Raw genomic sequence first — 23,261 nt, 5'->3', positions numbered from 1 at the left:
AAAATTTCTAAAATATCATCAGCTTCCGATGATTTTCTTCGCAGGTGATGATTTCTTTAGACGGAAATCATATTTTTTCTCATTCACAAATTGTGGGTTGAGATGTGCTGATTCTTTATCTTGACCGCTTTTAGAGAGATACGTTTTGTAGCCTTCCATCCATTTCCCGCGCCAAATCCACTGTGATGCTTTCGCACCTTTGCGGTCATCATAAACGTTCTTCTGGAAGGTATTCTTTTGGTTCACTTGATAAAGATTCACGACCAAGTAATGCGAGGCACTAGCTGACATGATATTATTCGTGATTCGATTGTTCACTGCTTGATACTGCATCAGCAATTGACCGCCTTCTAAGCCGGCTGTGTCATTTTTGTACAAAATATTATGTGAAATCGTCGTATTGGTTGTACCGCCCCGCTTCTTATCATAGCCGCCAATAGAAATGCCTGTATAACGGTTTAAATATACTTGATTGTGTTCGATGCGGATGCGGTCTGCCATTTTTCCTTTATGTTCGCTTGTGACTTCAATCCCCAGATCATTGTGATGTGAGATGTTATGATCGATCACAATGTCTTTTCCGCCATCAACATAAATTCCGCCAGCGGAGATGTCGCTGCCATAGGCTGGGTTTCCTGCGCTCGTAATCTCATATACTTTGTTTCTAGAGACGACCCCATTTCTCACTTGATCATACTTTTTGGAGGGTGCTACGTTCTCAAAACCAATTAAATCAATGCCAATATTATCAGTGTGCCGAACCGTGTTATGTGTCACACGGAACTTTTTGACGTTTCCATTTAGCACAAGCGCTTCACTGAAGCCAAGCTTTAATTGTTCAACGGTATTTCCTTTGATTTCAATGTCTTCAATCGCTGCAGGAGCTTTTGTCCCATAGACAGCAATTCCATGTGCATTTCCATTTTTATGTTTCGTCTGAATGTCATACACTCGGTTATTAAGCAGTTTGACGCCTTTACCGCTTCCTTTGATGAAAATACCAACTGGTGTCAAATCTTCTTGATTCGTCTTAAGATGTCCTACAGTCAGGCCTTTGAGGGTGATGTAGCTTTTTTGATCGATCGTGACAAGTCCTCCATCGGCTTGATTTCCTTTAAGGGAAGCCCCGCTAATTACAGGTTTTTCTTTTCCGTAAGCTTGAAAGACAACGGGTGCTTTCTTTGTTCCTGAATGGCGGACAATCAATTTTTCTTTGTATGTACCGCCTCTCATGTAAATGGTTGCCCCAGCCTTCGCCATACTTGCTGCTTTTTTCAACGTGCGGAAAGGTTTTTGCTTTGTGCCCGGGTTTTTGTCGTTTCCGTTTACCGCTACGTAATAGGCTGTGCTTTGCTTAGCGCCAGCCTCATCTGTCATCGCCTGACAGCCAAAGCTGATCACGGTCATGAATAAAATGAGGAAAATACCTGGTATCGCTCTTTTCATCTTGTTATTGCTCCTTTCTCTTCTCTTCTTCCTTTATCGGTTAAAAAAAAGAGGATTAAAATATGACGATGTCCCTTGCAATGTACTAGTCAAAAGGTGTATGGTTGAAAGAATATCTTACAGGAAAACCATTCGTTTTTAAATTGTCAGATTAATCAGTTAATAATGCATTTGGATTTTATTTCTTTTTTAAAAAGGGGTGACATGAGCCAAACTGACAGCAGAGAGAAGGAAAGCGCTTTAACAGATTTTTCTTGTCTGAATTACAGAAAACCTATTGCTAATATTTTGTGAAGGTATAGAATAGAATCATAATTATTTCATATTATTAGAATTTTCAAATAATCAAACAGCAAGGAGATTTACAATGCCAAAACAACCCATCCGCGTTGAACTTAGTTCAACAAAAAAACCAAAACCTCAATCTGATCAACTTGAATTCGGAAAAATCTTCACAGATCACATGTTTGTGATGGATTATTCAGTTGATAAAGGCTGGTACGATCCAAGAATTATCCCTTATCAGGCCATTCCAATGGACCCAGCTTCGATGGTCTACCATTATGGTCAATCTGTTTTTGAAGGCTTGAAGGCTTATGTTTCTGAGGATCAAAAAATTCTCTTATTCCGTCCGGAAAAAAACATGGAACGCTTAAATAGATCCAATGACCGCCTGTGTATTCCGCAAATTGATACAGAAACAGTATTAGAGGGCTTAAATGAACTCATTCGTATTGATAAGGATTGGGTACCTGATGCAGAGGGCACTTCCTTGTATATTCGTCCATTCATTATTTCCACTGAGCCATATTTAGGCGTTGCACCGTCTAGCACGTATAAGCTGCTCATTATCTTATCTCCAGTGGGATCATACTATAAAGAAGGCATTCATCCGGTCAAAATTGCCGTTGAAAATGAGTTTGTCCGTGCCGTTAAGGGTGGAACAGGAAATGCCAAAACAGCTGGAAACTATGCCTCAAGCCTTAAAGCACAGCAGGTTGCTGAAACGAAAGGATTTTCACAAGTTCTTTGGCTTGATGGGGTCGAGAAAAAATACATTGAAGAAGTCGGCAGCATGAATATCTTCTTTAAAATCAATGGAGAAATCGTGACGCCTGAATTGAACGGCAGCATTTTAGAAGGCATCACACGTAACTCTGTACTTGAGCTGTTAAAGCATTGGGGAATTCCAGTAACAGAGCGCAAAATTTCAATTGACGAGTTAATTGAAGCACATCAATCTGGCGAGCTTGAAGAAATTTTCGGGACTGGAACGGCGGCGGTGATCTCTCCTGTCGGGGAATTAATTTATCATGATCAGCCATATGTGATCCAAAATGGTCAAACAGGCGAGGTATCCAAGAAATTGTATGAAGCCATTACCGGCATCCAAAAAGGGACACAGCCAGATATCTTCGGCTGGACAGTTGAAGTTGACTCAGTCGTCAAGCAAGCATAAGCATATAAAAGAACCTTTCAATCATGAAGGGTTCTTTTTTGTTTATTTACCTCTCTAACATACCTTATAATGGTAATAAATTAAGGAGTGATGGTATGTTTTTTACTTATCTACTAGCGTTCTTTGGAATCTGCATCGGATCGATGATCGTCGCCACTGGTTTCGACAATTCACCGTTCCTCACTCGGTTTCTATTTAAGGCGCTTGGGATTTCTATCCTTGCTCTTTCCATTACTTTTGTGAAGGTCAGACGAAAAAAGTTACAGAAAAAAAGGCGAAATAGACTTAGTTGACCCGTCTGCTTCCCATCAAATCGTGCACCAAAACAAGACCGACACCCCAACAATCGCCCCTGTGTATATCCACTGTTTCCTTTTGATGCTCCGTTTTTTTTCGATCAGTAAAAAGATCTCTGGCAAAAAGATGATCATGATTTCTAGGATAAAGACAAGATAATAAACAAGCGGCATTGGCTGGAAATCAAATTTTCTTGCATCTCCTCCAATCGTTGCAAAATACATCAACAGATTGGTCACCGGAATGGTAAAACAAACGAGCAGGCGGAGAACATAGATCCACACATATTCCTTATGCCGAATGAGGCCAACAAATGAAGCAATAAGACCATACAAAAACAAGATTACTGTACCATAACTTATGACAGGCTGTACGACAAACCCGTAAAACATTAAACCAATTGCAACCATATTCCAACAGTCCTTTCTTTGAAGCCATACATGCTGTTTTTTCTAATCATACACTTCTTTCTTCAGTTTCCATATGGGGCAATCATAAAAAATGACCCCATGAAGGGGCCATTATATGTTAAGCATTGACTGATTTGAAGAATTGCGGTAAATGCTCACGATGGGCTTCGAGCATTTCGTCTAAAATTTGCTTTGCAATGTCGTCAGATGGGACGAGCGGGTTGATGGTCATCGCCACAAGAGCTGTCTCGTAATCTCCTGTCACAGCCGCTTCTGCTGCCACACGCTCGAATGATTTGATTTGTTGAACGAGTCCTCTTACAGCTACAGGCAGATCACCTATTGCGATTGGTTTTGGTCCATCCTTCGTAATGATACAGTTTACTTCGACTGCTGATTCAGCCGGAATGCTGGCAATTGCCCCTCTGTTCACTGTATTGACTGGCTGGATGTCGTGCTTATCATTATAGATGGAGCTGATTAAATTACAGGCCGCATCGCTGTAATAGGCCCCGCCTCTTTTTTCGAGCTGCGGTGGTTTAATCGATAAATCAGGATCTTTATAGAGCTCAAATAATTCCTGCTCGACCTGCTGTACAACCTCTGCTCGTGTTCCTTTTTCTTGAGCCGCCTTTTGCTCTTCTTCCAGCATATCCTTCGTTTTATAGTAATAGCGGTGATACGGACATGGGATGACCCCTAATCCTTTCACAAAAGAAGGCTCCCAGTTTTTCGCTTCAATGTTTTTCATGGACCACTGGCTGTTTGGATTTCCTAATTCATCAAGCACTTGATCCATAATACTGACCCCGTCTAAATATACGTCTAATCCATAGACCATGTGATTGAGACCGGCAAACTGTACCTCGATGCGTTCAACGTCTACATCAAGCGCTTTGGCAATCCCCATTTTGATCCCAATCGGCACATTGCATAGACCGACCACTTTTTTTAGATTCGTGTAGCGTAAAACAGCTTCTGTGACCATGCCGGCTGGATTTGTAAAGTTCACAAGCCATGCGTCTGGGCAAAGCTCTTCCATATCCTTCACAATGTCTAGAATGACTGGGATGGTCCGAAGGCCTTTAAATAAACCGCCTGGTCCGTTCGTTTCCTGACCGATGACGCCGTATTTAAGCGGTATTCTCTCATCCTTTGCCCGTGCTTCCAGCAGTCCTACACGAAATTGTGTCGTCACAAAATCTGCGTCCTTCAAGGCTTCCCGGCGGTCAAGAGTCAGATGTACCTCAATCGGCAGACCCGCTTTTTCAACCATACGTTTCGCCAGAGCGCCCACGATGTTTAACTTTTCCTGACCCGCTTTAATATCCACAAGCCATAATTCCTTTACAGGTAATTCATGATATCGTTTAATAAACCCTTCGACGAGCTCAGGCGTATAGCTCGATCCACCGCCTATTGTGACAATTTTGATTCCTTCTTTCATGAATTGACACCTCCGAGTTGCTTCATTTTTTCATGGAGTTCGATGATTTCTGCTGCGAGCTCCTTGACGGTCATTGCGTTCATGAGATGATCCTGCGCATGAATCATTAAGAGGCTAATATCCGTCTTTTCGCCCCTGATTTCTCCTTGGATCAGCTCTGTCTGTGCGTGATGCGCCTCATTTAACGCGTCTTGTGCGTCCTGCAATTTTTGCTTCGCCTCATCAAATTTTCCTTGTTTTGCACATGTAATGGCCTCCATCGCGGAGCTTCTGCCATTTCCGCCGTGCAGGATGAGTTGAAACACAATTTGTTCCATTTCCATCGGCCGCATCCCCCTTGTTCCCTCTATTACATGCTGACGACATTTTCATCAGTTGATGCTTTTGTTTCTAGCTCACTTTCTTCTTTCAATTTCTGCTTATCCCACATTCTAAAGAATGGGTAGTATAGAGCAAATGACAGCGCAAGGTTAATCAGCTGCATGACAGCACCAGAGATTTTGCCTCCTGTGGCGAGATAGCCTGAAATGATTGGCGGCATGGTCCATGGGACAGCGATCCCGGCTGGTTTTGCCACAAGCCCTGTGCTCATTCCGATATATGTGGTGATGATCATCATGATTGGCGTAAGGATAAACGGAATGAGGAGCATTGGGTTCATGACAATCGGCATTCCAAAAATGATCGGTTCGTTGATGTTAAAGATGGCTGGCCCAATGGCAAGACGGCCAAGCTGTTTCATTTGTTTACTTCTGGCGCGTAAGATCATGGTCAGCACCAAAGCAAGCGTTGCGCCGCTTCCGCCGACGTTGATGAAGATTTCAAAGAACTGCGCTGTGAAAATATTCGGCAGCACTTCTCCTGCTTGGAATGCAAGGCGGTTCTCATCCATTGCACCGAGCCAAATAGGCCCCATGACGCCCCCGACAATGGTGGCTCCGTGAATACCACATGCCCAGAGGAGCATTTGCACACCTATCGCAACGATACTGCCGCCTAAGCTTCCCCCAAGAATCGATAGCGGTGTGCCAATTAAGACCGTGATGATATTATGAATACTCTCAAAAGGTGTCATCTCAATCACAAGTCTAGCGACCCAGATCAGAGTGATGACCACAAAACCTGGAATAAGTGCAATAAACGATTTACTGACTGCTGGCGGTACACCATCAGGCATTTTGATGACGATGTTCCGCTGAACAATAAAGCGGTAAATTTCAGTTGAAAGCATGGCAATAATCATGGCAACGAATAAGCCTTTACTGCCCATCAGTGTGACAGGAATTCCCCCGCCCACAAGGATAGCTTCTGTTGAGCCTTCAGGTGTGAAAGGTACTTGATATGGTGTAGCCAAAAGGAAAGCCGCAACAGCGATCGCACCAGATGATAGCGCATCAACGGCATACTTTTCAGCAAGCCTGTAAGCAATCCCGAAGGTCGCAACAAGTGCCATAATGTCAAAGGTTGCATTCACAGGATAGGATAGTTTCGTGGCCCATTCTGCTCCGAAGATACTTGCCATAAAATCGCTGTATCCTGGGATCGGAAGGTTGGCTAAAATGAGAAACAGTGAACCGACAATAATGAGAGGCATGGTTAAAACAATTCCGTCACGCAATGCTTGTAAATGTCTTTGAGCGGCAATCTTCCCTGCAAACGGCATGACCTTCTCTTCTAGAAATCGGTTGAATCCATTCATCCCCTCCGCCCCCTTTATCCGTTCACTAACTGTTCAGCAGATTTTAAAACCTCAGCGCCATTACATACGCCATAATGCACAGTATTAATCACGTCTACTGGGATTCCTTTTTCTTCTCCGAGCTTTTTCATTTGCGGTAATAAATATCGAACCTGAGGTCCTAATAAAAGCACATCGGCTTGATCAATATGATTTTTCGCAGAATCTCCAGATACTGCCCAAATACGATAATCTTTTCCTTGTTCTTGTGCGCTTTTCTCCATTTTTGTGACAAGTAAGCTTGTAGACATACCTGCTGCGCAAACCAATAAGATGTTCATGTGTAAACGCCCCCTTTTCAAAGTGTGAAGCTATTCTTTACACAATCATCATATTATGAAACCGCTTTCATAAACACCCATACTTTTTCCTTTAGGAAGCGGAAAAAGTTAATATCACACAGTTAGTTCTTGTACGAAGGAGCCTTTTTATACATGATATCAAGCATGTCTTCAAATGTATCACAGGCGATCAGGTGCTGAATGAATTTTACATTATGCACAAGCTCCCCCAGCAGGCGGTACATGCCTTTTAAATCTTTGGCATTCTCTTTTTCGACACAAAGCAGGCAGACAAATTGAACCTTTTTCTCTCCCCAAATGATTGGTTTTTCTAATGTACATATCGCCCAAAACGTCTCATCTGTCAGCGGCGTCATCGGGTGCGGAATCGCTGTATAATGTCCGAAAGAGGTAGGCGCAGCCTCTTCTCTTTCCTTGACAGATGGTGTGAGCTCAGCTGGCGCTAATCCCATATCGATGACTTTTTGCGTTAAAAAGGTGATGACCTCTTCCTTTGTGTGAAAGGGGCGTTTTGTAAAAACCAATTCCTTTTTCATATATTGCGAGGCCAATGTCACCCTTGTTTCACTCGTCAGGGCTTCTTCAATTTTTAAAAAATCACCGCCTCCCAAAATGGTGTTCACTTGAATGACTGGAACCGGTAAATCCATATGAATTGGGATCGTTGTAATAATCAAATCCAAGGCATGCAAAGAGACATGCGGAAGCGAATACAGCTCTGCTGTTCCTAAAATGGTCAGCTTTGACCCAAATTGTGACTGCAAACGATCCTGCAGCAGCCTTGCACTCCCTGCACCAGACGCACAGACAATGAGACACCGCTTCGGCGGGATCTCCATTTTCCTCCGCTCTAATGCCGCACCAAAATGAAGCGCCATATATCCGATTTCATTCTCATGAATACTCAGCCCCTCCTCTTCTTCAAGGACCCTGCTGGCGATAATCCCCGCTTCAAAAGCAAGGGGATACCCCGCTTTGATTTCATCAAGCATCGGATTTCTTAAGTTCATTCCATATTTACATCGGTTGATGGCAGGCTTTAAGTGCAGACTCAATCCAATCATTAGTTCCGTATCACCGGCTAAATCAAGCTGCAGTTTTTGATCAATAGCCTTCAGCATGAGCTGTACAAGCCGGCTCGTGTCATCATCTACAATTTGTTTTTGACCGCTCGAGGAAAAGGACTGTACCATTTTGGCTGTTCCTAGTAAATGAATGGTGATATAGACGATTTCCTCTTGTGGAAATGAGACATCCAGCAGCCCTTCAAGACGCTCCACCATTTTTTTAGCGACCTTATATTCCTTTGCCCGGGGAATTTCGCTGATTTCCTCTGGAAGAACAGATACATAGTTTCCGTGTCTAATTCGTTTGCAGGCAATGGCGACATGAACGATTAAATTATTCATGCAAATGTCTGATAGATTCATACCTTCCTCATTGATATAATTGATCATTGTTTTCTGAATCAATTCGAGTTCATGCTTTGGCAAAATGGTAACAGCTGTGTTCAGCATCGTTTGATAAGAACGACGTTCATTGAATAAATATTCTGACATACAATAACGGATTTTCATCTCTGATCCCTTGATTCGGCAGCCTTTGCCCGGCTTCGCTTCCAGCTTCAGACCAAAGGGATCCAGCTTACGTTTGACCGATTTCACATCGTTGCTCATCGTTGATTTACTAATAAACAGCTGCTCCTGTAAATCCTCCAGCTTCACATAGGATTCTGCCAAAAGAAGCCTTTTTAAAATAAACCGAACACGCTCCTCTGGCAGCACAGCAAGCGGCTCTTCCTGCTCGACCTCCTCCTTCATAAAACGGCGAAAGGCATTCTCATCGTTGATCAACAGCTCATAGCCGGCTCCTCTAACAGCTGTTACAGTTGCTTGATAAGGGGCAAGACGGTCGTTCAGTTCTTTGATGTCTGTACGAATGGTGCGGCTTGTCACTTGTAAACTGGCAGAAAGTGCAGCGCTTGTGAGCGGGGTCTCAGCTGCCATGAGCTGACTTAAGATGTGCGCCAGTCTTTTACTCAGCATCAGATCGGCCTCCTTATGTAGGGGTGGAGAATCTGCCTTGTCTGGACAAGTTGTATACGCTTGCAGTTCTCTTCATTACTCATATTCTACTGAAAAGAAATAAAAATTGCCAACTCATTTATATGACAAATGCCCCTATTTATATAACTAACCATATCTAATGTCCTATGAATCTTTTTGAAAGATACTTGCGAAAACCACGAAAAAAAGGCGTACACCATCGTGTACCCGCCTTCTTTATGAAGAGATCAGCTGGGTAAAGACAACCAATCTTTTTTCATGCGTACCTGCTGCATGATCAAATGTCCCTGTACACAGGCTCTGTATGTTTGCATAAAAAAAAGCCGGATTATCCGGCTGATACGTTACGACGTTTAGATGCTTTTCGCTCTTTATATATTTTTCTCACCAATGGATAAATCACAGGTGCCCATTTGACAATTTGTTTCAGCCATTTTTTCATTTCTCCCGCGCCTCCTTATTGTCATTCTTAAAGGACGATTCCCCATCTTGTCATGAAATAAACAGGTGCGGGAGAGCAGGAGTTAAATCACGCCTTGTGCGATCATGGCATCTGCCACTTTACGAAATCCTGCAATATTTGCTCCAACCATGATGTTCCCTGAGTGTCCATATTCGTCTGCTGTCTCTGTACACTGACGATAAATAGACTGCATCATTTGTTTCAGCTGAGCATCTACTTCTTCAAATGTCCAAGATATTCTTGCACTGTTTTGTGCCATTTCCAATGCTGATACACCTACTCCTCCAGCATTGGCCGCTTTTGCTGGCGCAAATAAAATACGATTCTCTTCAAATACTTTGACCGCCTTAAGAGTGGATGGCATATTGGCTCCCTCTCCTACAGCGATGACACCATTTGCCACAAGCTGCTGTGCATGCGCCTCTGATATTTCATTTTGTGTTGCACATGGCAGCGCAATATCACAAGGAACGGACCAAATTTGTTCGCAATCTTCAATCAATTCAGCATGCGGGTGAATGTCTATGTATGCCCCAATCCGCTGATTCTCGACTTCCTTGAGCCGCTTGATGGTTTCAAGCGAAATTCCTTGAGGATCATAAATCGCTCCGCTTGAATCACTGCAAGCCACAACCTTACCGCCTAATTCGATTACCTTTTCCATTGCATAGATAGACACATTTCCTGAGCCCGACACAACAACGGAACGTCCTTCAAATTGAAGACCATGTGCTTTCAGCATTTCCTCCATGAAGTACACCAGTCCGTAGCCTGTTGCCTCTTTTCTCGCTAAGCTGCCTCCGAATCCAGGGCTTTTCCCCGTGAGTACACCCGCTTCATAAGCACCGCGCATTTTCTTGTACTGTCCGAACATATAGCCAATTTCGCGTGCTCCTACACCAATATCACCTGCTGGCACATCTTGATCAGGTCCAATATATCGGCCGAGTTCACTCATAAAGCTTTGAACGAAACGCATGATTTCTCCATCAGACTTCCCTTTAGGATCAAAATCCGATCCGCCTTTCCCTCCACCAATCGGCATACCAGTCAGTGCATTTTTAAAGATTTGTTCAAACCCTAAAAATTTGATAATGCTAGCATTGACGGTTGGATGAAAACGAATGCCTCCTTTATAAGGACCGATAGCACTATTGAATTGAACCCTAAATCCTCGATTGACTTGTACTTTGCCCTCATCGTCTACCCATGGCACTCGAAATACCACAAGCCGCTCAGGCTCAATGAGCCGTTCTAAAATGCCTTGTTTTTCATACTCTGGATGCTTTGCAAAAACTGGGACGAGTGATTCCAGAATTTCTTTTACGGCTTGCTGGAATTCCTCTTCTCCGGGATTTCGTTTTTCCACCTCTTCTAACACACGGTGGATGTAGCTTTGTGCTGTTTGTGCTGCTCGATCTAAGGTCAACATGTCGCATCTGCCTCCTTGTAGATATCTTCACACATTTAATTGTTAGATTTTCTAACGCATATTGAGACTAATTTAACACCAATTGTAAAATCTGATCAATATTGATAACAGATGAAAATGATGCCGAATTGAGATAGATCAAGCAGCCGCAGCGATTGTCATTAAAAATAAGCGCTCAAGGAATGACTAATGTGCTAGAAACGAACAAGCGAATGTTTCTCGTCCCGTTTTCTTTGACAAATACATGAATCATGATGAATTTCTAGCTCGTTTTCCAACGAAAAAAGGGTCAAAAGTTTGATCGAATGCACTCAATCTTTTCGGGGCTTCCCGCCTCTTTTTCGATCAGGTAACACGACACAAAGCCAATATAAAATAGAAGACGATGGAAAGTTAATGAGACCGACAATGCCCCAGAACCACTTGTAACGCCCTCTTTTCTTTGCATCCATAAATAAAAGAAAGCCCTGTGCAAACAATAACGGCAAGACGCACAATAAGATGATCATTTCCGTCTGACTCATAAGGAAGACCCTCCTTTGATATGTTGATATTCCTTGTAGCCAACAACAAAGCAGATGGGGAGGCTCACTATTTGGAGAACAATGAAGATGATAGGCAGATGGGTAATGGCAGCTGCAAAGAGTGCCAGAATGGTCAAACTGATCAGAATGTATGCCAGCACTTCTTGTTTTAAACGCCTTTTCTCTTGTTCCTTCGCCTGTTTCAGCATCATCATGACAGCCTGCTCACTTGGCTTTTCCACTTCAATTTGTTCGTCTAGCTGCTTAAGCTCTTCTTTTAAACGTTCGGTCATACGATCTTCCTTCATAAATCCCACTCCTTTCGAATTTTCTTTAATCCATGATGAACCCTCGATTTCACAGTACCTTCTCTCATTCCGAGCATTGAAGCCATTTCTGGGTAGGTAAAGCCATAATAATAGTGCAGAATAATTGGTGCTCGCTCCTGAGCATTTAATCCATTTAAAGCATCCCACATGTCATGCCATGTGTTCCCCTTTTGCTGAACGTCCCATTTGAAACGGCGTATGGCCTCCTGATTCGCTTTTCCTTCTCTCAATTGTTCACGTTTTCTTTTCTTCTGGTGATCTAAAAATTGCCTAGATGCAATCGAAATGAGCCAGGTTGAAAATAAGGCATCTCCTCTAAATGAAGAAAGTTTCATATACGCTTTCAGCATCGTTTCTTGCATGATTTCCTCTGCCAGCTCTTGTTGAAGGGTGAGCTTCAACATATATCGGTAAAGAAAGGAATAATGATGCCGATAAAGGGCTGTAAACGCGGCATCATCTCCCTGTTTTGCCCGCTGAATCAATAATGTCTCTTCTGTCTGCTCCAAACACGCCCCTCCTTCCTTTTCTTCTCTTACTCATGAGACGACACGGATGACAATATCGTTTAAAATGGACCTTATTTTTTAGCATATCTTCTATGATTCTCGTTTTATATCCAATTTTTTCTTATGTAATGATTATGGCATTCCTTCTTCTCTAACAAAATGATGCGTTCGTAATCATCTTGATTTTCTACGAAACGGAGAGCCTCCTCTCCATAATCAAGATGTCATCCTCATACCTATCGACAATGGTCCTTATCTCATGAAGATGAAAATGAAATAATCATTGGCTTAGCTTCCTAGAAAATCATGGAATACGCTGCACCTATCCTTAGCCGATGATACCTTTTTGCATGCTATGCTCATCCTACATTCCGAAAGAAGCGATGCTTGTGAAGGAAGGAGGATTGGTTGAATCACAGCTTATTTTGGAAACGTTTTCATTAAAATAAAATAGAATGGAGATGTTGACTTTGAAGAGAAAAATTCCAATGTTAGCCGGTGTATTAGCTGTCGGTCTCGTCACTTCATTATTTGCACCAAACGGGGAGGCAAAGGCAGCAGCCAAATATCCAGAAAGCCCTTCTATTATGGCCAACTTTAATCAACAAGGCTTCTCCACATTAAATGGCGGCACAACAGGCGGTGAAGGCGGTAAAACCGTCACAGTCAAAACTGGAAATGAACTATTGGCTGCCCTCAAAAATAAAGGAACAAACGAAAAATTAAAAATTGTTGTAGACGGGACGATTACCCCCTCTAATACATCAGCCAATAAAATCGATGTGAAAGATACGAATAATGTCTCGATCGTCGGTAAAGGGACGAACGGCGAATTGAATGGGATTGGCATTAAAGTATGGCGCGCCAATAACATCATCATCCGCAACTTGAAAATCCACCACAGCAAAATCGGTGACAAAGATGCCATCGGGATTGAAGGCGGTTCTAAAAACGTATGGGTTGACCACAATGAACTGTACAATACATTAAACTCTGGTAAAGATGATTATGATGGTTTATTTGATGTAAAAAATGATTCCGATTATATTACCTTCTCATGGAACTATGTTCATGACAGCTGGAAAACAATGCTCATGGGCAGCTCTGATAACGACAACTACAACCGGAAAATCACATTCCACAACAACCGCTTTGAAAATCTAAACTCTCGTGTACCATCTATGCGCTATGGGGAAGGTCATGTTTATAACAACTACTATAAAGGCATCCAAACGACAGCGATTAACTCGCGTATGGGCGCAAAGATGAGAATTGAGCACAACGTATTTGAAAATACGAACAATGCGATCGGCAGCTGGGACAGCCGCCAAGTCGGTACATGGCATGTCATCAACAACTCATTTATTAACAGCACAGGCAGTCTGCCAACGTCTTCAACAGGTACGTACAATCCTCCTTATAACTACTCTTTGCTTAACGTGAACAATGTGAAATCAGAAGTTGTATCAAATGCCGGTGTTGGAAAAGTAAACCCTTAAACCACAAAACGTTCGGGCAGAATCTCTGTCCGAACGTTCTTGTCATGTCATTTATTTAGATAGTAGAAAACGGTCGATCCATCTCATACAATTTTTGATAGCGCGGGTTTTCTTTCAGTAAATCCTGATGCTGACCCTGCATCTCAATGCGCCCGTCTTCAATAAACATGATGCGGTCACATGCCTCACAGCCAGTCAGGTGATGGGTAATCCAAATAACTGTTTTCCCTTTTAACACACGGAAGATGGTTTCAAGTAATTCACGCTCTGTCCGCGGATCAAGCCCGACCGTCGGTTCATCTAAAACAACAACCGGCGTGTCCTGCAGCAATATCCGAGCTAACGCCATACGCTGTCTTTCTCCACCTGAAAATCGAACCCCTGTCTCCTGAACACCAGTATGATAACCTTCTGGCAAAGACTCAATGTAATCATGAAGCTGCACTTGTCTTGCTGCTTCTTTCACCTGCTCTTCTGTCGCCTCTGGAGATCCTAAACGAATATTGTTTAAAACAGACGTATCGAATAAATAAGGCTGTTGATTGAGCACAGACACATAGGCAGACACCTTCTCTTGAAGGCTTTGAACCGATTTCCCTTGAATGCTGACCGCTCCTTGATTTGGAACGACTGCCCCTTCTAACAATTTTAAAATGGTCGATTTGCCTGCACCGCTTTTTCCTAAAAGCGCGAGTGATTCCCCTTGCTTCAGAGAAAAGGACAGGTCTTGAAGGACATATTGATGCGTGTCATACCGAAAGGACACTTGATTAAAACAGACAGCTTCATCGTGAGAAATGGTTGACTGATCCACTGCCTTGCTCTCAGCTTCTCCTTCATATGACTGCTTTTCATAATGATGTAATCTGCTGACGGCATGCTGATAGACGGGAATATCACCTGCTGCATCTGACAGCGGAAGAAAGGCTTCTGTTAACGGAAACAGCACAAGCACAAAGGCTGCAATCAGTGTGTGTGACATGGATCCTGACTGAACGACCGAGCCGCTCCAATACACAACAAGCACGACAGCTCCTCCAATCAAGAGCTGTGCCAAAAATTGACGCACGCGGATAAATCGGTGTTTCGCTGCTTCAAGTGCTAACAGCTGTGCTTCTTTCTGCTCATATCCATCCACAAAATCTTTCTGCCTGCCGCTGAACAGCCAGTCACTAACGCCCATGACTGCATCTGTTAAATGGCTGTACAGTTCATTTCTGCCTTTTTTCATTTGAATTTGTCTTGCCCGGTTCACAAGCACTGTGACGTATGGGAAAACGAATACGAGAAGTGCCATATAAAGCAGCATCAGTCCAGCAAAAGGCCATGAAAAAAGGCCAAGTGCTCCAATGGATGCGGCATATAAAAGCAGTGCACCGATGGAAGGAAAGATGGTTTTTAAATAGGCGTCCTGCAGTCTCTCCACATCATCTGACAAGAGACCAAGCATTTCACCTGTCCCCAGCTTTGTCTGTTTGGCACTTCGTTCAGCCATGTCATAGAGGCGTACACGCATTTTTTCAATCATTGTCAAAATGAGCTGATGGCTTGCCAGCCTTTCTGCGTAGCGGGCAGCAGAGCGCGAAATACCAAAGGTACGTACAGCCACGATTGGGACGTAGACCATGAGTATATTCTCAGGTCTTGTCGCAGCTTTTGAAATGAGAAATCCAGACGTGTACATCAGCATAGAAGCAGAGAATACCGCAATGGCTCCTAAAAATAAAACCAAGGCAAACAGCTTTTGATTCTCCTTGATATAAGGTATAAACCAGCCTTTACTGACCATGTGCGACCGCCCCCATTTGCTCCTGTACCAATTGATAATAAACGCCTTTTCTTTGCATTAATGATTCATGTGTCCCCATTTCTGCGACGGTTCCTTGATCCATGACAATGATTTCATCCATGTCCGGCATCCAATGGAGTCTGTGTGTCGCTAAGAACAAAAGTTTATGTTCAAACAGTGGAAGCATTGTTTTCTTCAGTTCATACTCTGTTTCAATATCGAGATGCGCCGTTGGTTCATCTAACAGCATAATGGACCGCTGGCCCAGCACAGTTCGAGCAAGCGCAATTCTTTGCGCCTGTCCGCCGCTTAGCTCTCTTCCCTGTTCTCCAATGACCTCATCCAGTCCATTTGGCAGCTGCGTAACCAGCTGAGATAAGCCAGCCTCATGCACAGCTCTTTCCACTTCTTCGTCTGTAGCATTCGGTTCATAAAAACGAATGTTTTCTCTTAATGTCATGTGAAATAAATAGGGATGCTGCGGCATATAGACAACTTCCTTTTGCCATTCGTTCATCTGTAAATGAACAAGCGGCTGGCCGTTTAGCGTAATTTGACCTGAAGACGGTTCAACAAAGCCGCCGAGAACATCGGTTAACGTCGATTTCCCTGAACCACTGGCACCAATGATGCCGATTTTTTTCTTCCCTTTGACAGTGAGATCTACATCCTGAATGGAATAAGGGGCATGTTCGTCATGCTGGACACAAACATCCTGCAGGGTGAGCACGGATTGTTCATCCCACTTATTCAGCTGCACAGATTGTGTCTCCTGGGCGCGGAAGCCTTTTTCTTCTAAAATGACCTGCATGGCTTCATTCGCTTCTTTTCCATTTAACGTTGCATGATAATCATTTCCCACTTCACGTACCGGCAGGAAATACTCCGGCGCCAGCATAAGCGCCGTCAAAGCCGGCAATAACAGAAGCTCTCCTTCAATTAAACGTAAGCCAAGAAAAACAGCGACGGTTGCAATTGATAGCATGGAAAAGAAATCGAGGGCAAACGATGACAGAAAGGCGACCTTCAGTGTACTCATGGTCGCTTTTCGATATCGCTTTGACACCTCCGCAATATTACGGGAGTGTTTTTTGCTGATACCTAAGTAACGAAGCGTCTCAAGGCCCCGGAGAGAGTCAGTAAAATGATTGGATAATTTCTCATACGATCTCCATTGTTTGGCCGCTTTACGCTGAGCAACAAGGCCTAGCAAAATCATAAAAATAATTAAAATTGGCAGCGTCACAATTAAAATGACGGCTGATGTTTCATCTAATGTCCACACGTAGATAAGGACCATCGCCGGAATCACTGCCATGTTCACCATTTTCGGCAAAAACAGCTGTAAATACTGACGGTATTGAGCAATTCCTTCCATTGCTAATGTGACAAGCTTTCCTGTCCCTTTTTTCTTTGCAAAGGCAGGCCCTAATCGAAAGAGTTGGTCTAGCAGCTGCTTTCTGACGTCTGCTCCAATTCGGGAAGAGTAGGTAAACATGACCTTCTCCCGAATCAAGGTGAGACCGTGCCGCACAACAAAGGCAGCAAGAAACAGCAGGACATAAGGCGTTGCCTGCGAGAGGCTTTTCCCGTCAAACAGCGTTGTAATGGCATGTGCCAGCCACTGTGCTTGGAAAATAATACTTGCTCCTTGGATGAGTGACACAATACCTAAGAGGGCAAGAAGCCCTCTCATTCCTTTTAATTGAAGCAAACGTTTATCCATTAGTAGGTCATTGGCTCCTTACCGCTTACACGTTTACGGAAGACATAATAGCTCCAAATTTGATACCCAAGCACAAAGGGCAGCAAAGAAACGGCAACAATCGTCATGACCGTCAGTGAATAAGATCCAGATGCAGCGTTTTGAATTGTGAGATCAAACGAATGGCTGATTGAACTAATCATGACGCGCGGGAACAATGCAGTGAACAGCATGGACACCGTCACCATGATGCCTGCTCCTGTAAATAAGAATGTCCAGCCATCACGTTCTTTTCTCATCAAAACAAGGGCAGCTATATAACAAACCACAATCAGCACAGTTAACGGAATGGTGATGATCGGGCGTACGGTATAAATGTCTGTTTCAATGATGGACACACCGACAAAAATAACAAGAACAGGGAGGGCAATGAGCAGGACACGCTGGCCCAGTGTTCTTGCACGATCTCTTAAGTCACCCTCTGTACGAAGTGTGACAAAAATCAAGCCATGCAGCAGGCAAAGAACCGTCACAGCTAACCCGCCGATCACAGAATAAAGATTCACAAAGTCCGTAAATCCAGCGTACATGTTCATGTCTTGATCAATTGGCATCCCGCGTAAAATACTCGTGAATAACACACCGAGCAAAAACGGCGGAAGCAGACTGCCAAAGAAGATCACCCAGTCCCACGCCTTAATCCAAGAGGCTTTCTCAACCTTCCCTCGGAATTCAAAGGCGACTCCGCGCCCAATGAGCGCTAAGAGAAGAACCGCAAACGGAATATAGTATCCGCTGAACATCGTGGCATACCAGTGAGGAAATGCAGCGAAAATAGCACCGCCAGCTGTAATCAGCCAGACCTCATTCGCATCCCAGAAAGGACCAATCGTATTGATTAAAATGCGGCGCTCGTGCGCGTCCTTTCCAAGCAGCTGCATGGACATCCCGACACCAAAATCAAATCCTTCTAAGAAGAAAAATCCAACAAACAATACTGCGACAAGAATAAACCAAATCTCGTTAAGATATGCCATGATATGCGCCTCCATCAAATGGATCTGTAGACAGGTCCGTTTCATCCTTTTGATCTGTATCCTCTTCAGAATGTGCACCTTTTTTAATTTCTCGAATGAATAAGTAGGCGAGCACAATAGCAAGAATCAGATACATCGCCGTAAAGCTAATGACTGAGAATAACAGCATGCCATACGATACGTTCGGTGAAATCGATTGAGCCGTCGTCATCATACCAAAGACGGTCCACGGCTGACGCCCGATCTCAGTCATGATCCAGCCGGCTGAGTTCGCAATAAACGGGAACGCAATCATCCATACCATGAAGCGTAAATACCATTTGTTTGTTTCAAGTTTCTTTCTAAAGCTTAAGTACAAGCCAATCATACTAGCAAAAATCATCAGCATGCCGGCACCGACCATGATCCTAAAGCTCCAGAATGTTGTTTTCACTGGTGGAATGTAGTCTCCAGGGCCAAACTTGGCTTCATATTCTTTTTGAAGTGTCAGCATGCCCGGAACATCTCCACTGAACTTCTGATAAGCCAAATAACTTAAGGCAAACGGAATATTGATCTCCGCAGAGTTTTCTTTTTTATTTGTGTCAATGTTGGCAAATAATGTCCAAGCCGCTGGATCTCCACTATCCTTCCAAAGGGCTTCACTTGCTGCCATCTTCATTGGCTGTGATTTCATTAAGTGCTTCGCTTGATCATGTCCAGAAAACGCTACACCTAAGCCAGAAATTAAAGCGAGGACCATCGCAATCTGGAATGATTTTTTGAAAAAGGCGATTTCTTGTTTTTTGATCATTTTATAGGCACTAACTCCTGCAATAAAGAAAGCTCCTGTTGCCAGCGCACCAAACAGAACGTGCGGGAACTCAACCCAAAGCTGCGGGTTCGTCACAAGAGCGCCAAAATCATTCATTTCTGCACGGCCATTTTTAATGGCAAATCCAACTGGCTCCTGCATAAATGAGTTAGCGAGTAAAATCCAAAACGCCGAAAAGATCGTACCAAGGGAAACAAGCCAAATGCACAATAAATGAATCTTCTTCGGCAGACGATCCCAGCCGAATATCCAAAGTCCAATAAATGTAGATTCAAGGAAAAAGGCCAAAAGTGCTTCAATGGCAAGCGGTGCACCAAAGACATCACCGACAAACCTTGAATAATCTGACCAGTTCATCCCAAACTGGAATTCCTGCAGAATCCCTGTTACCACACCTACTGCAAAGTTAAGTAAGAACAGGTGACCCCAAAACTTCGCCATCTTTTTATAGATGTCTTTTTTCTTGACGACATAAAGGGTCTGCATCAATGCGACGATAAACACCAAACCTATTGACATAGGAACAAAAATAAAATGAAATAATGTCGTTGAAGCAAATTGAAATCTTGCTAAAAACAGCTCACTCACAGCCTTACATCCTCCCTTACTTTTACATGCCGAACGATTCATGCTCACCATTTCACAAAATGTTCACTATTTGTTCAATGTTTCACAAATAAAAGTCCATTTGAAATGGTTCACTCGGTGAAATTTTACTCTTGATTTTCATTCGGTTAGTTATTTATACCTGTACTTTACACCCATACGCTTCAAAAATAAAGTAAATTTTACCTAAAAATTGGTTGGTATTGTGTCAGTTATTTGAATACTTTGTCAACAATATGTGACGGAAAATAAAAAAATGCAAAAAAAGAGCGCTGCATGTGGGCCGCAGCGCTGTGTTTCTATTTTAAGCTTTTTTCTGTAAAGCAGGTCTTGTCACTTGTACTTCATAGTACGTAATTTTGTTTTTTAATAGGCCTTCAGGTTTCGCTTTTCCATGAGCGTGTGCATCTCCAAATGCCTGAGATTTTGTCCAGTTCACAAAGTCTTCTTTTCGATTCCAGCGGGTATGAATAGTCACTTCATCGTAATCGGTTGTCTGCTGTGTGACCCAGACTTCCATGCCTAAAAATCCTTCCATGAATTCTACTTGTCCCTGCTTGTTAAAACGCTTGACGAGGTGGTCTGCACTGCCTTTTTCTACTCTAACCTGGTTGTTTACAATGATCATGTTTGATTCATCTCCCTTTTGTTGTTGGATCGAAGCGATTGGGATAATGAGCGGATGCTCTCCATCTAGGTGAACCTCTGCCTGAATCCCAAAGACCTCTTTGAAAAAGTTTTCTGTTAATACTTCCTTTGGTGTCCCTATTTGGTAAACCTGACCACGCTTCATTGCAATCAGGCGGTCACAATATTTTGCTGCCTGCTGCAGGTCATGAAGAACCATTAAAATGGTGATCCCATGCGTTTCATTCAGCTGTTTGAGCAGCTCTAGTAAATCAAGCTGATGCGCAATATCTAAGTAAGTGGTAGGCTCATCCAGAATAATCGTCTCTGTCTTCTGAGCCAGTGCCATGGCAATATACGCTTTCTGCCTCTCTCCGCCTGACAATGTATGCAGCATCCTGTTTTCATTCACGCGGCTATTTGTCACATCAAGCGCCCACTCTATCGCTTCCTGATCTGTCTTCGAGCTCTTTTTCCAGATCGAACGATGCGGACTTCGTCCAAGTGCGACCAGCTCACGTACTGTCATCGATGGGATGGCCGTTCTCGTCTGCATCAGAACGGCGATTTCTTGTGCAATCTCCTGTGCTGTCATTTCTTTTTGCGGTATATCGTGAATATAAATCATGCCGCTTTCAATCGACGTAAGTCGTGCGGCCGCTTTAATAAACGTCGACTTCCCTGACCCATTCGGTCCAATAATTCCTGTTACACTTCCTTTAGGCACAGCTGCTGAAATAGACGACAATCGAAAGCCTCCTTGACTGAGGCTCACGTCATCCATCGCAATCACATCCAACTTAACCCCTCCCTTTCTTTTTTAATAAATAGAGGAAGAAAGGTGCACCAATACAAGCAAGCAGAATACCAACAGGCAGTTCAACCGGTGTAAACCATACCCGTGCTGCTGTATCAGCAAAGACCACAAGTACGCCGCCGCCAAGCATTGAGATCGGCAGCAGGTAACGGTAGTCATCTCCAATTAAAAGGCGGATAAAATGAGGGACGACAAGACCGACAAATCCAATTAAACCGCTCACGCTTACAGCTGCACCCGCCAAAAGCGCCGCCAGTGCAATTAAGAAAAATCGGGTTCGCTCGACTCTAAGGCCTAGCAGCTGCGCTGACTCATCACCTAGCAATAGAAGATTTGCCGGCTTGATCGCAAAAAAACAAAGACACAATCCAGCAAGCGCATAGGGTGACACAAAGCTCAGGTGATGCCAGCTCCGTCCATTTAATCCTCCTGATAAAAAAGGCAGAACAGCCTGCACACGCTCACTATAAAGCACCATCAGCCCATTCATGACCGCACCAAGCAGGGCATTGACTGCCACACCCGCCAGAATCAATTTCAGCGGTGAAACCCCTTGATCAAAAGACAAAATATACACAACAAGTGCCGCTAATAAAGCGCCAAGGAAGGCAGCCGCTGGAAGCAGATATGTGAATTGAGGAAACACAATCATGCTGAGTACAGCTGCTAACCCACCGCCAGCAGTCACACCGATGATCCCGGGGTCAGCGAGTGGATTTCGGACGACTCCTTGTAAAATGGCCCCTGATGCTGCAAGACAGGCTCCGACGATGAAACCTATGAGAACGCGAGGCAGACGTAAATCCATGACGATTTTTTCATGGACTGGCTGGCCTGATCCCGTCAAACCAGCGATCAAATCTGGCAGCGATAATTGAACAGAACCTAATGCAAGCCCTAGACATATGCCCACACCTAGCGAGAAAAGCAGTCCCGGTATCAGCCATCTTCGTCTCGACTGTCTTTTTTGAAAATCTAACTCTGCATTCACCTTCATGATGACAATCGCTTCAATCTCTTCTCTAGTTCATCAATCGCCTTGATGACGTCTGCGCCTGGGTTCGTCCCGAATAAATCACTAGGCAGAATCTCCACGCGGCCATTCTTGACAGCTGATACGTCGTGCCATGCTGCATTCTGTTTCATTTCACTCATAAAGCCCGCTTTCACATCGTCAGGATTGCTGTGTGTCATGAGCAGAATGAGATCGGGATCGGCTTCGATCACCTTTTCTGCATTAATTTGGGCGTATTGAGGAAATTTTTCGAGTGCCGGTTCATTCTCAGCAATGTTTGCGCCCCCGGCGATGTGCAGCAAATCTCCGCTTAAGGATTGAGGAAGTGCCGCCATATATGTGCCAGGTGCACCGTACACAACGAGTGTTTTCACTTTTTTCTTAGGCTGCTTGATCTGCTTTTTTCGCTCATCAATTTGATCATTGAGTGCTTTAGCCTTTTGCTGCTTTCCGAGCAACTCCCCAAATAATGAGATTTGGCGCTGGATGTCCTTCACTGAATTGGCACTTGTCAAAAGAAGCTGTGAATCAATTCCTTCTATTGTAGAGATGTCCTTGCTGTTTAACTGTTCATTTCCAAGCACCACATCAGGCTTTAAGCTTGTAATCAGCTCTACATCAAATTGATGCGTTGTGCCAATCGTTTGTACGGACTTTGCCTTTTGTAAGCTGTCTGGTAACTCAGCAGTTGGCCGGCCGACCGCCTTACCGCCTAAAGCATACAGAATACTCATGTCCCCGGTCGACAAGGCGACAATACGCTGAGGGGATTCATCAAACGACAGCGTTCTTCCGGTAAAATCCTTTATTTTCAGCGCTCCTTGCCCGCTTCCTTTCTCTACAGGTGCTGCCTGACTGCATCCGCCGAGGAGAAGCATCAAGACGAGTCCCGCCAAGATCACATGTGAAAATTTCAACCGTCTGTCTCTC

Annotated in this window: 21 protein-coding genes; 2 read left to right on the top strand and 19 right to left on the bottom strand. The window is 43.8% G+C overall.

The features are described from left to right. Nucleotides 1–18: 18 nt before the first annotated feature. Nucleotides 19–1,446, bottom strand: coding sequence for a DUF1565 domain-containing protein (locus EV579_RS10655; protein ID WP_133744408.1), 1,428 nt, complete (start codon nt 1,444–1,446; stop codon nt 19–21). Between the two features lie 367 nt (nt 1,447–1,813). On the opposite strand from EV579_RS10655, the gene EV579_RS10650 reads away from it, so the two are divergent. Next, nucleotides 1,814–2,905, top strand: a complete 1,092-nt coding sequence (locus EV579_RS10650) for a branched-chain amino acid aminotransferase (RefSeq protein WP_024426445.1) — start codon at nt 1,814–1,816, stop codon at nt 2,903–2,905. 308 nt (nt 2,906–3,213) lie between these two features. Here the strand turns inward: EV579_RS10650 and EV579_RS10640 are convergent, their stop codons facing one another. The 11 genes from EV579_RS10640 to sigY all read right to left on the bottom strand — a co-directional run bounded on the left by EV579_RS10640 (nt 3,214) and on the right by sigY (nt 12,422). Beyond that, on the bottom strand, nt 3,214–3,612 hold the full coding sequence (locus tag EV579_RS10640) for a hypothetical protein (RefSeq protein ID WP_133744406.1): 399 nt from the start codon (nt 3,610–3,612) through the stop codon (nt 3,214–3,216). A 118-nt stretch (nt 3,613–3,730) separates the two neighbouring features. After that, a complete protein-coding gene (locus EV579_RS10635; RefSeq protein WP_073207892.1) occupies nt 3,731–5,059 on the bottom strand; it encodes a 6-phospho-beta-glucosidase in 1,329 nt (442 codons plus the stop codon). Further along, nucleotides 5,056–5,382, bottom strand: coding sequence for a PTS lactose/cellobiose transporter subunit IIA (locus tag EV579_RS10630; protein ID WP_133744405.1), 327 nt, complete (start codon nt 5,380–5,382; stop codon nt 5,056–5,058). The genes EV579_RS10635 and EV579_RS10630 overlap by 4 nt, the downstream gene beginning before the upstream one ends. Before the next feature lie 26 nt (nt 5,383–5,408). Beyond that, complete coding sequence (gene celB, locus EV579_RS10625; RefSeq protein ID WP_133744404.1) at nt 5,409–6,758, bottom strand: PTS cellobiose transporter subunit IIC; 1,350 nt, start codon at nt 6,756–6,758, stop codon at nt 5,409–5,411. Nucleotides 6,759–6,772: 14 nt separating this feature from the next. Beyond that, on the bottom strand, nt 6,773–7,078 hold the full coding sequence (locus EV579_RS10620) for a PTS sugar transporter subunit IIB (protein WP_003214824.1): 306 nt from the start codon (nt 7,076–7,078) through the stop codon (nt 6,773–6,775). Between the two features lie 122 nt (nt 7,079–7,200). After that, entirely contained in the window at nt 7,201–9,144 is a 1,944-nt protein-coding gene (locus EV579_RS10615) for a BglG family transcription antiterminator (protein WP_133744403.1), read from the bottom strand. Between the two features lie 349 nt (nt 9,145–9,493). Beyond that, nucleotides 9,494–9,607 carry a hypothetical protein gene (locus tag EV579_RS19175; RefSeq protein ID WP_223251037.1) on the bottom strand — a complete coding sequence of 38 codons (114 nt, stop codon included), beginning with the start codon at nt 9,605–9,607 and terminating at the stop codon, nt 9,494–9,496. Between the two features lie 82 nt (nt 9,608–9,689). Next, nucleotides 9,690–11,060 (bottom strand): NADP-specific glutamate dehydrogenase, encoded by a 1,371-nt coding sequence (gene gdhA, locus EV579_RS10605; protein ID WP_133744402.1) that lies wholly within the window; start codon nt 11,058–11,060, stop codon nt 9,690–9,692. Between the two features lie 311 nt (nt 11,061–11,371). Next, nucleotides 11,372–11,584, bottom strand: a complete 213-nt coding sequence (locus tag EV579_RS10600; RefSeq protein ID WP_024423874.1) for a hypothetical protein — start codon at nt 11,582–11,584, stop codon at nt 11,372–11,374. Continuing rightward, entirely contained in the window at nt 11,581–11,892 is a 312-nt protein-coding gene (locus EV579_RS10595) for a YxlC family protein (RefSeq protein ID WP_133744401.1), read from the bottom strand. Before EV579_RS10595 ends, EV579_RS10600 begins: the two co-directional genes overlap by 4 nt. Further along, nucleotides 11,889–12,422 carry an RNA polymerase sigma factor SigY gene (gene sigY / locus EV579_RS10590; RefSeq protein WP_133744400.1) on the bottom strand — a complete coding sequence of 178 codons (534 nt, stop codon included), beginning with the start codon at nt 12,420–12,422 and terminating at the stop codon, nt 11,889–11,891. The genes EV579_RS10595 and sigY overlap by 4 nt, the downstream gene beginning before the upstream one ends. 488 nt (nt 12,423–12,910) lie before the next feature. On the opposite strand from sigY, the gene EV579_RS10585 reads away from it, so the two are divergent. Next, nucleotides 12,911–13,921, top strand: a complete 1,011-nt coding sequence (locus EV579_RS10585) for a pectate lyase family protein (protein WP_421727761.1) — start codon at nt 12,911–12,913, stop codon at nt 13,919–13,921. Nucleotides 13,922–13,976: 55 nt separating this feature from the next. On the opposite strand, the gene cydC is transcribed toward EV579_RS10585, so the two are convergent. The 7 genes from cydC to EV579_RS10550 all read right to left on the bottom strand — a co-directional run bounded on the left by cydC (nt 13,977) and on the right by EV579_RS10550 (nt 23,248). Further along, nucleotides 13,977–15,710 (bottom strand): thiol reductant ABC exporter subunit CydC, encoded by a 1,734-nt coding sequence (gene cydC / locus EV579_RS10580; RefSeq protein ID WP_133744398.1) that lies wholly within the window; start codon nt 15,708–15,710, stop codon nt 13,977–13,979. Continuing rightward, nucleotides 15,700–17,436 (bottom strand): thiol reductant ABC exporter subunit CydD, encoded by a 1,737-nt coding sequence (gene cydD, locus EV579_RS10575; RefSeq protein WP_133744397.1) that lies wholly within the window; start codon nt 17,434–17,436, stop codon nt 15,700–15,702. Before cydD ends, cydC begins: the two co-directional genes overlap by 11 nt. Then, nucleotides 17,436–18,452, bottom strand: a complete 1,017-nt coding sequence (cydB, locus tag EV579_RS10570; protein WP_133744396.1) for a cytochrome d ubiquinol oxidase subunit II — start codon at nt 18,450–18,452, stop codon at nt 17,436–17,438. The genes cydD and cydB overlap by 1 nt, the downstream gene beginning before the upstream one ends. Beyond that, complete coding sequence (locus EV579_RS10565; RefSeq protein ID WP_133744395.1) at nt 18,439–19,854, bottom strand: cytochrome ubiquinol oxidase subunit I; 1,416 nt, start codon at nt 19,852–19,854, stop codon at nt 18,439–18,441. The genes cydB and EV579_RS10565 overlap by 14 nt, the downstream gene beginning before the upstream one ends. Before the next feature lie 322 nt (nt 19,855–20,176). Beyond that, a complete protein-coding gene (gene isdG, locus EV579_RS19285) occupies nt 20,177–21,292 on the bottom strand; it encodes a heme oxygenase (protein WP_269196480.1) in 1,116 nt (371 codons plus the stop codon). 7 nt (nt 21,293–21,299) lie between these two features. Then, nucleotides 21,300–22,313: a FecCD family ABC transporter permease gene (locus EV579_RS10555; protein WP_133744394.1), complete on the bottom strand. Its 1,014-nt coding sequence runs from the start codon at nt 22,311–22,313 to the stop codon at nt 21,300–21,302. After that, nucleotides 22,310–23,248 (bottom strand): ABC transporter substrate-binding protein, encoded by a 939-nt coding sequence (locus EV579_RS10550; RefSeq protein ID WP_133744393.1) that lies wholly within the window; start codon nt 23,246–23,248, stop codon nt 22,310–22,312. The genes EV579_RS10555 and EV579_RS10550 overlap by 4 nt, the downstream gene beginning before the upstream one ends. Nucleotides 23,249–23,261: the final 13 nt, after the last annotated feature.

This window comes from Bacillus sp. BK450, from assembly GCF_004364885.1.
Classification (GTDB): Bacteria; Bacillota; Bacilli; order Bacillales; family Bacillaceae; genus Bacillus; species Bacillus safensis.
This window is presented reverse-complemented; position numbering and strand designations above follow the sequence as displayed.

Coding starts and splice junctions, on each gene's coding strand:
- cydB (WP_133744396.1), bottom strand. CDS start 18,452: ATGGCATATCTTAACGAGATTTGGTTTATTCTTGTCGCAGTATTGTTT.
- EV579_RS10620 (WP_003214824.1), bottom strand. CDS start 7,078: ATGAACATCTTATTGGTTTGCGCAGCAGGTATGTCTACAAGCTTACTT.
- EV579_RS10640 (WP_133744406.1), bottom strand. CDS start 3,612: ATGGTTGCAATTGGTTTAATGTTTTACGGGTTTGTCGTACAGCCTGTC.
- EV579_RS10630 (WP_133744405.1), bottom strand. CDS start 5,382: ATGGAAATGGAACAAATTGTGTTTCAACTCATCCTGCACGGCGGAAAT.
- EV579_RS10595 (WP_133744401.1), bottom strand. CDS start 11,892: ATGAAGGAAGATCGTATGACCGAACGTTTAAAAGAAGAGCTTAAGCAG.
- EV579_RS10650 (WP_024426445.1), top strand. CDS start 1,814: ATGCCAAAACAACCCATCCGCGTTGAACTTAGTTCAACAAAAAAACCA.
- EV579_RS10655 (WP_133744408.1), bottom strand. CDS start 1,446: ATGAAAAGAGCGATACCAGGTATTTTCCTCATTTTATTCATGACCGTG.
- cydC (WP_133744398.1), bottom strand. CDS start 15,710: ATGGTCAGTAAAGGCTGGTTTATACCTTATATCAAGGAGAATCAAAAG.
- EV579_RS10635 (WP_073207892.1), bottom strand. CDS start 5,059: ATGAAAGAAGGAATCAAAATTGTCACAATAGGCGGTGGATCGAGCTAT.
- gdhA (WP_133744402.1), bottom strand. CDS start 11,060: ATGTTGACCTTAGATCGAGCAGCACAAACAGCACAAAGCTACATCCAC.
- EV579_RS10615 (WP_133744403.1), bottom strand. CDS start 9,144: ATGCTGAGTAAAAGACTGGCGCACATCTTAAGTCAGCTCATGGCAGCT.
- EV579_RS10585 (WP_421727761.1), top strand. CDS start 12,911: ATGTTAGCCGGTGTATTAGCTGTCGGTCTCGTCACTTCATTATTTGCA.
- cydD (WP_133744397.1), bottom strand. CDS start 17,436: ATGGATAAACGTTTGCTTCAATTAAAAGGAATGAGAGGGCTTCTTGCC.
- EV579_RS10600 (WP_024423874.1), bottom strand. CDS start 11,584: ATGAGTCAGACGGAAATGATCATCTTATTGTGCGTCTTGCCGTTATTG.
- celB (WP_133744404.1), bottom strand. CDS start 6,758: ATGAATGGATTCAACCGATTTCTAGAAGAGAAGGTCATGCCGTTTGCA.
- EV579_RS19175 (WP_223251037.1), bottom strand. CDS start 9,607: ATGAAAAAATGGCTGAAACAAATTGTCAAATGGGCACCTGTGATTTAT.
- EV579_RS10555 (WP_133744394.1), bottom strand. CDS start 22,313: ATGAAGGTGAATGCAGAGTTAGATTTTCAAAAAAGACAGTCGAGACGA.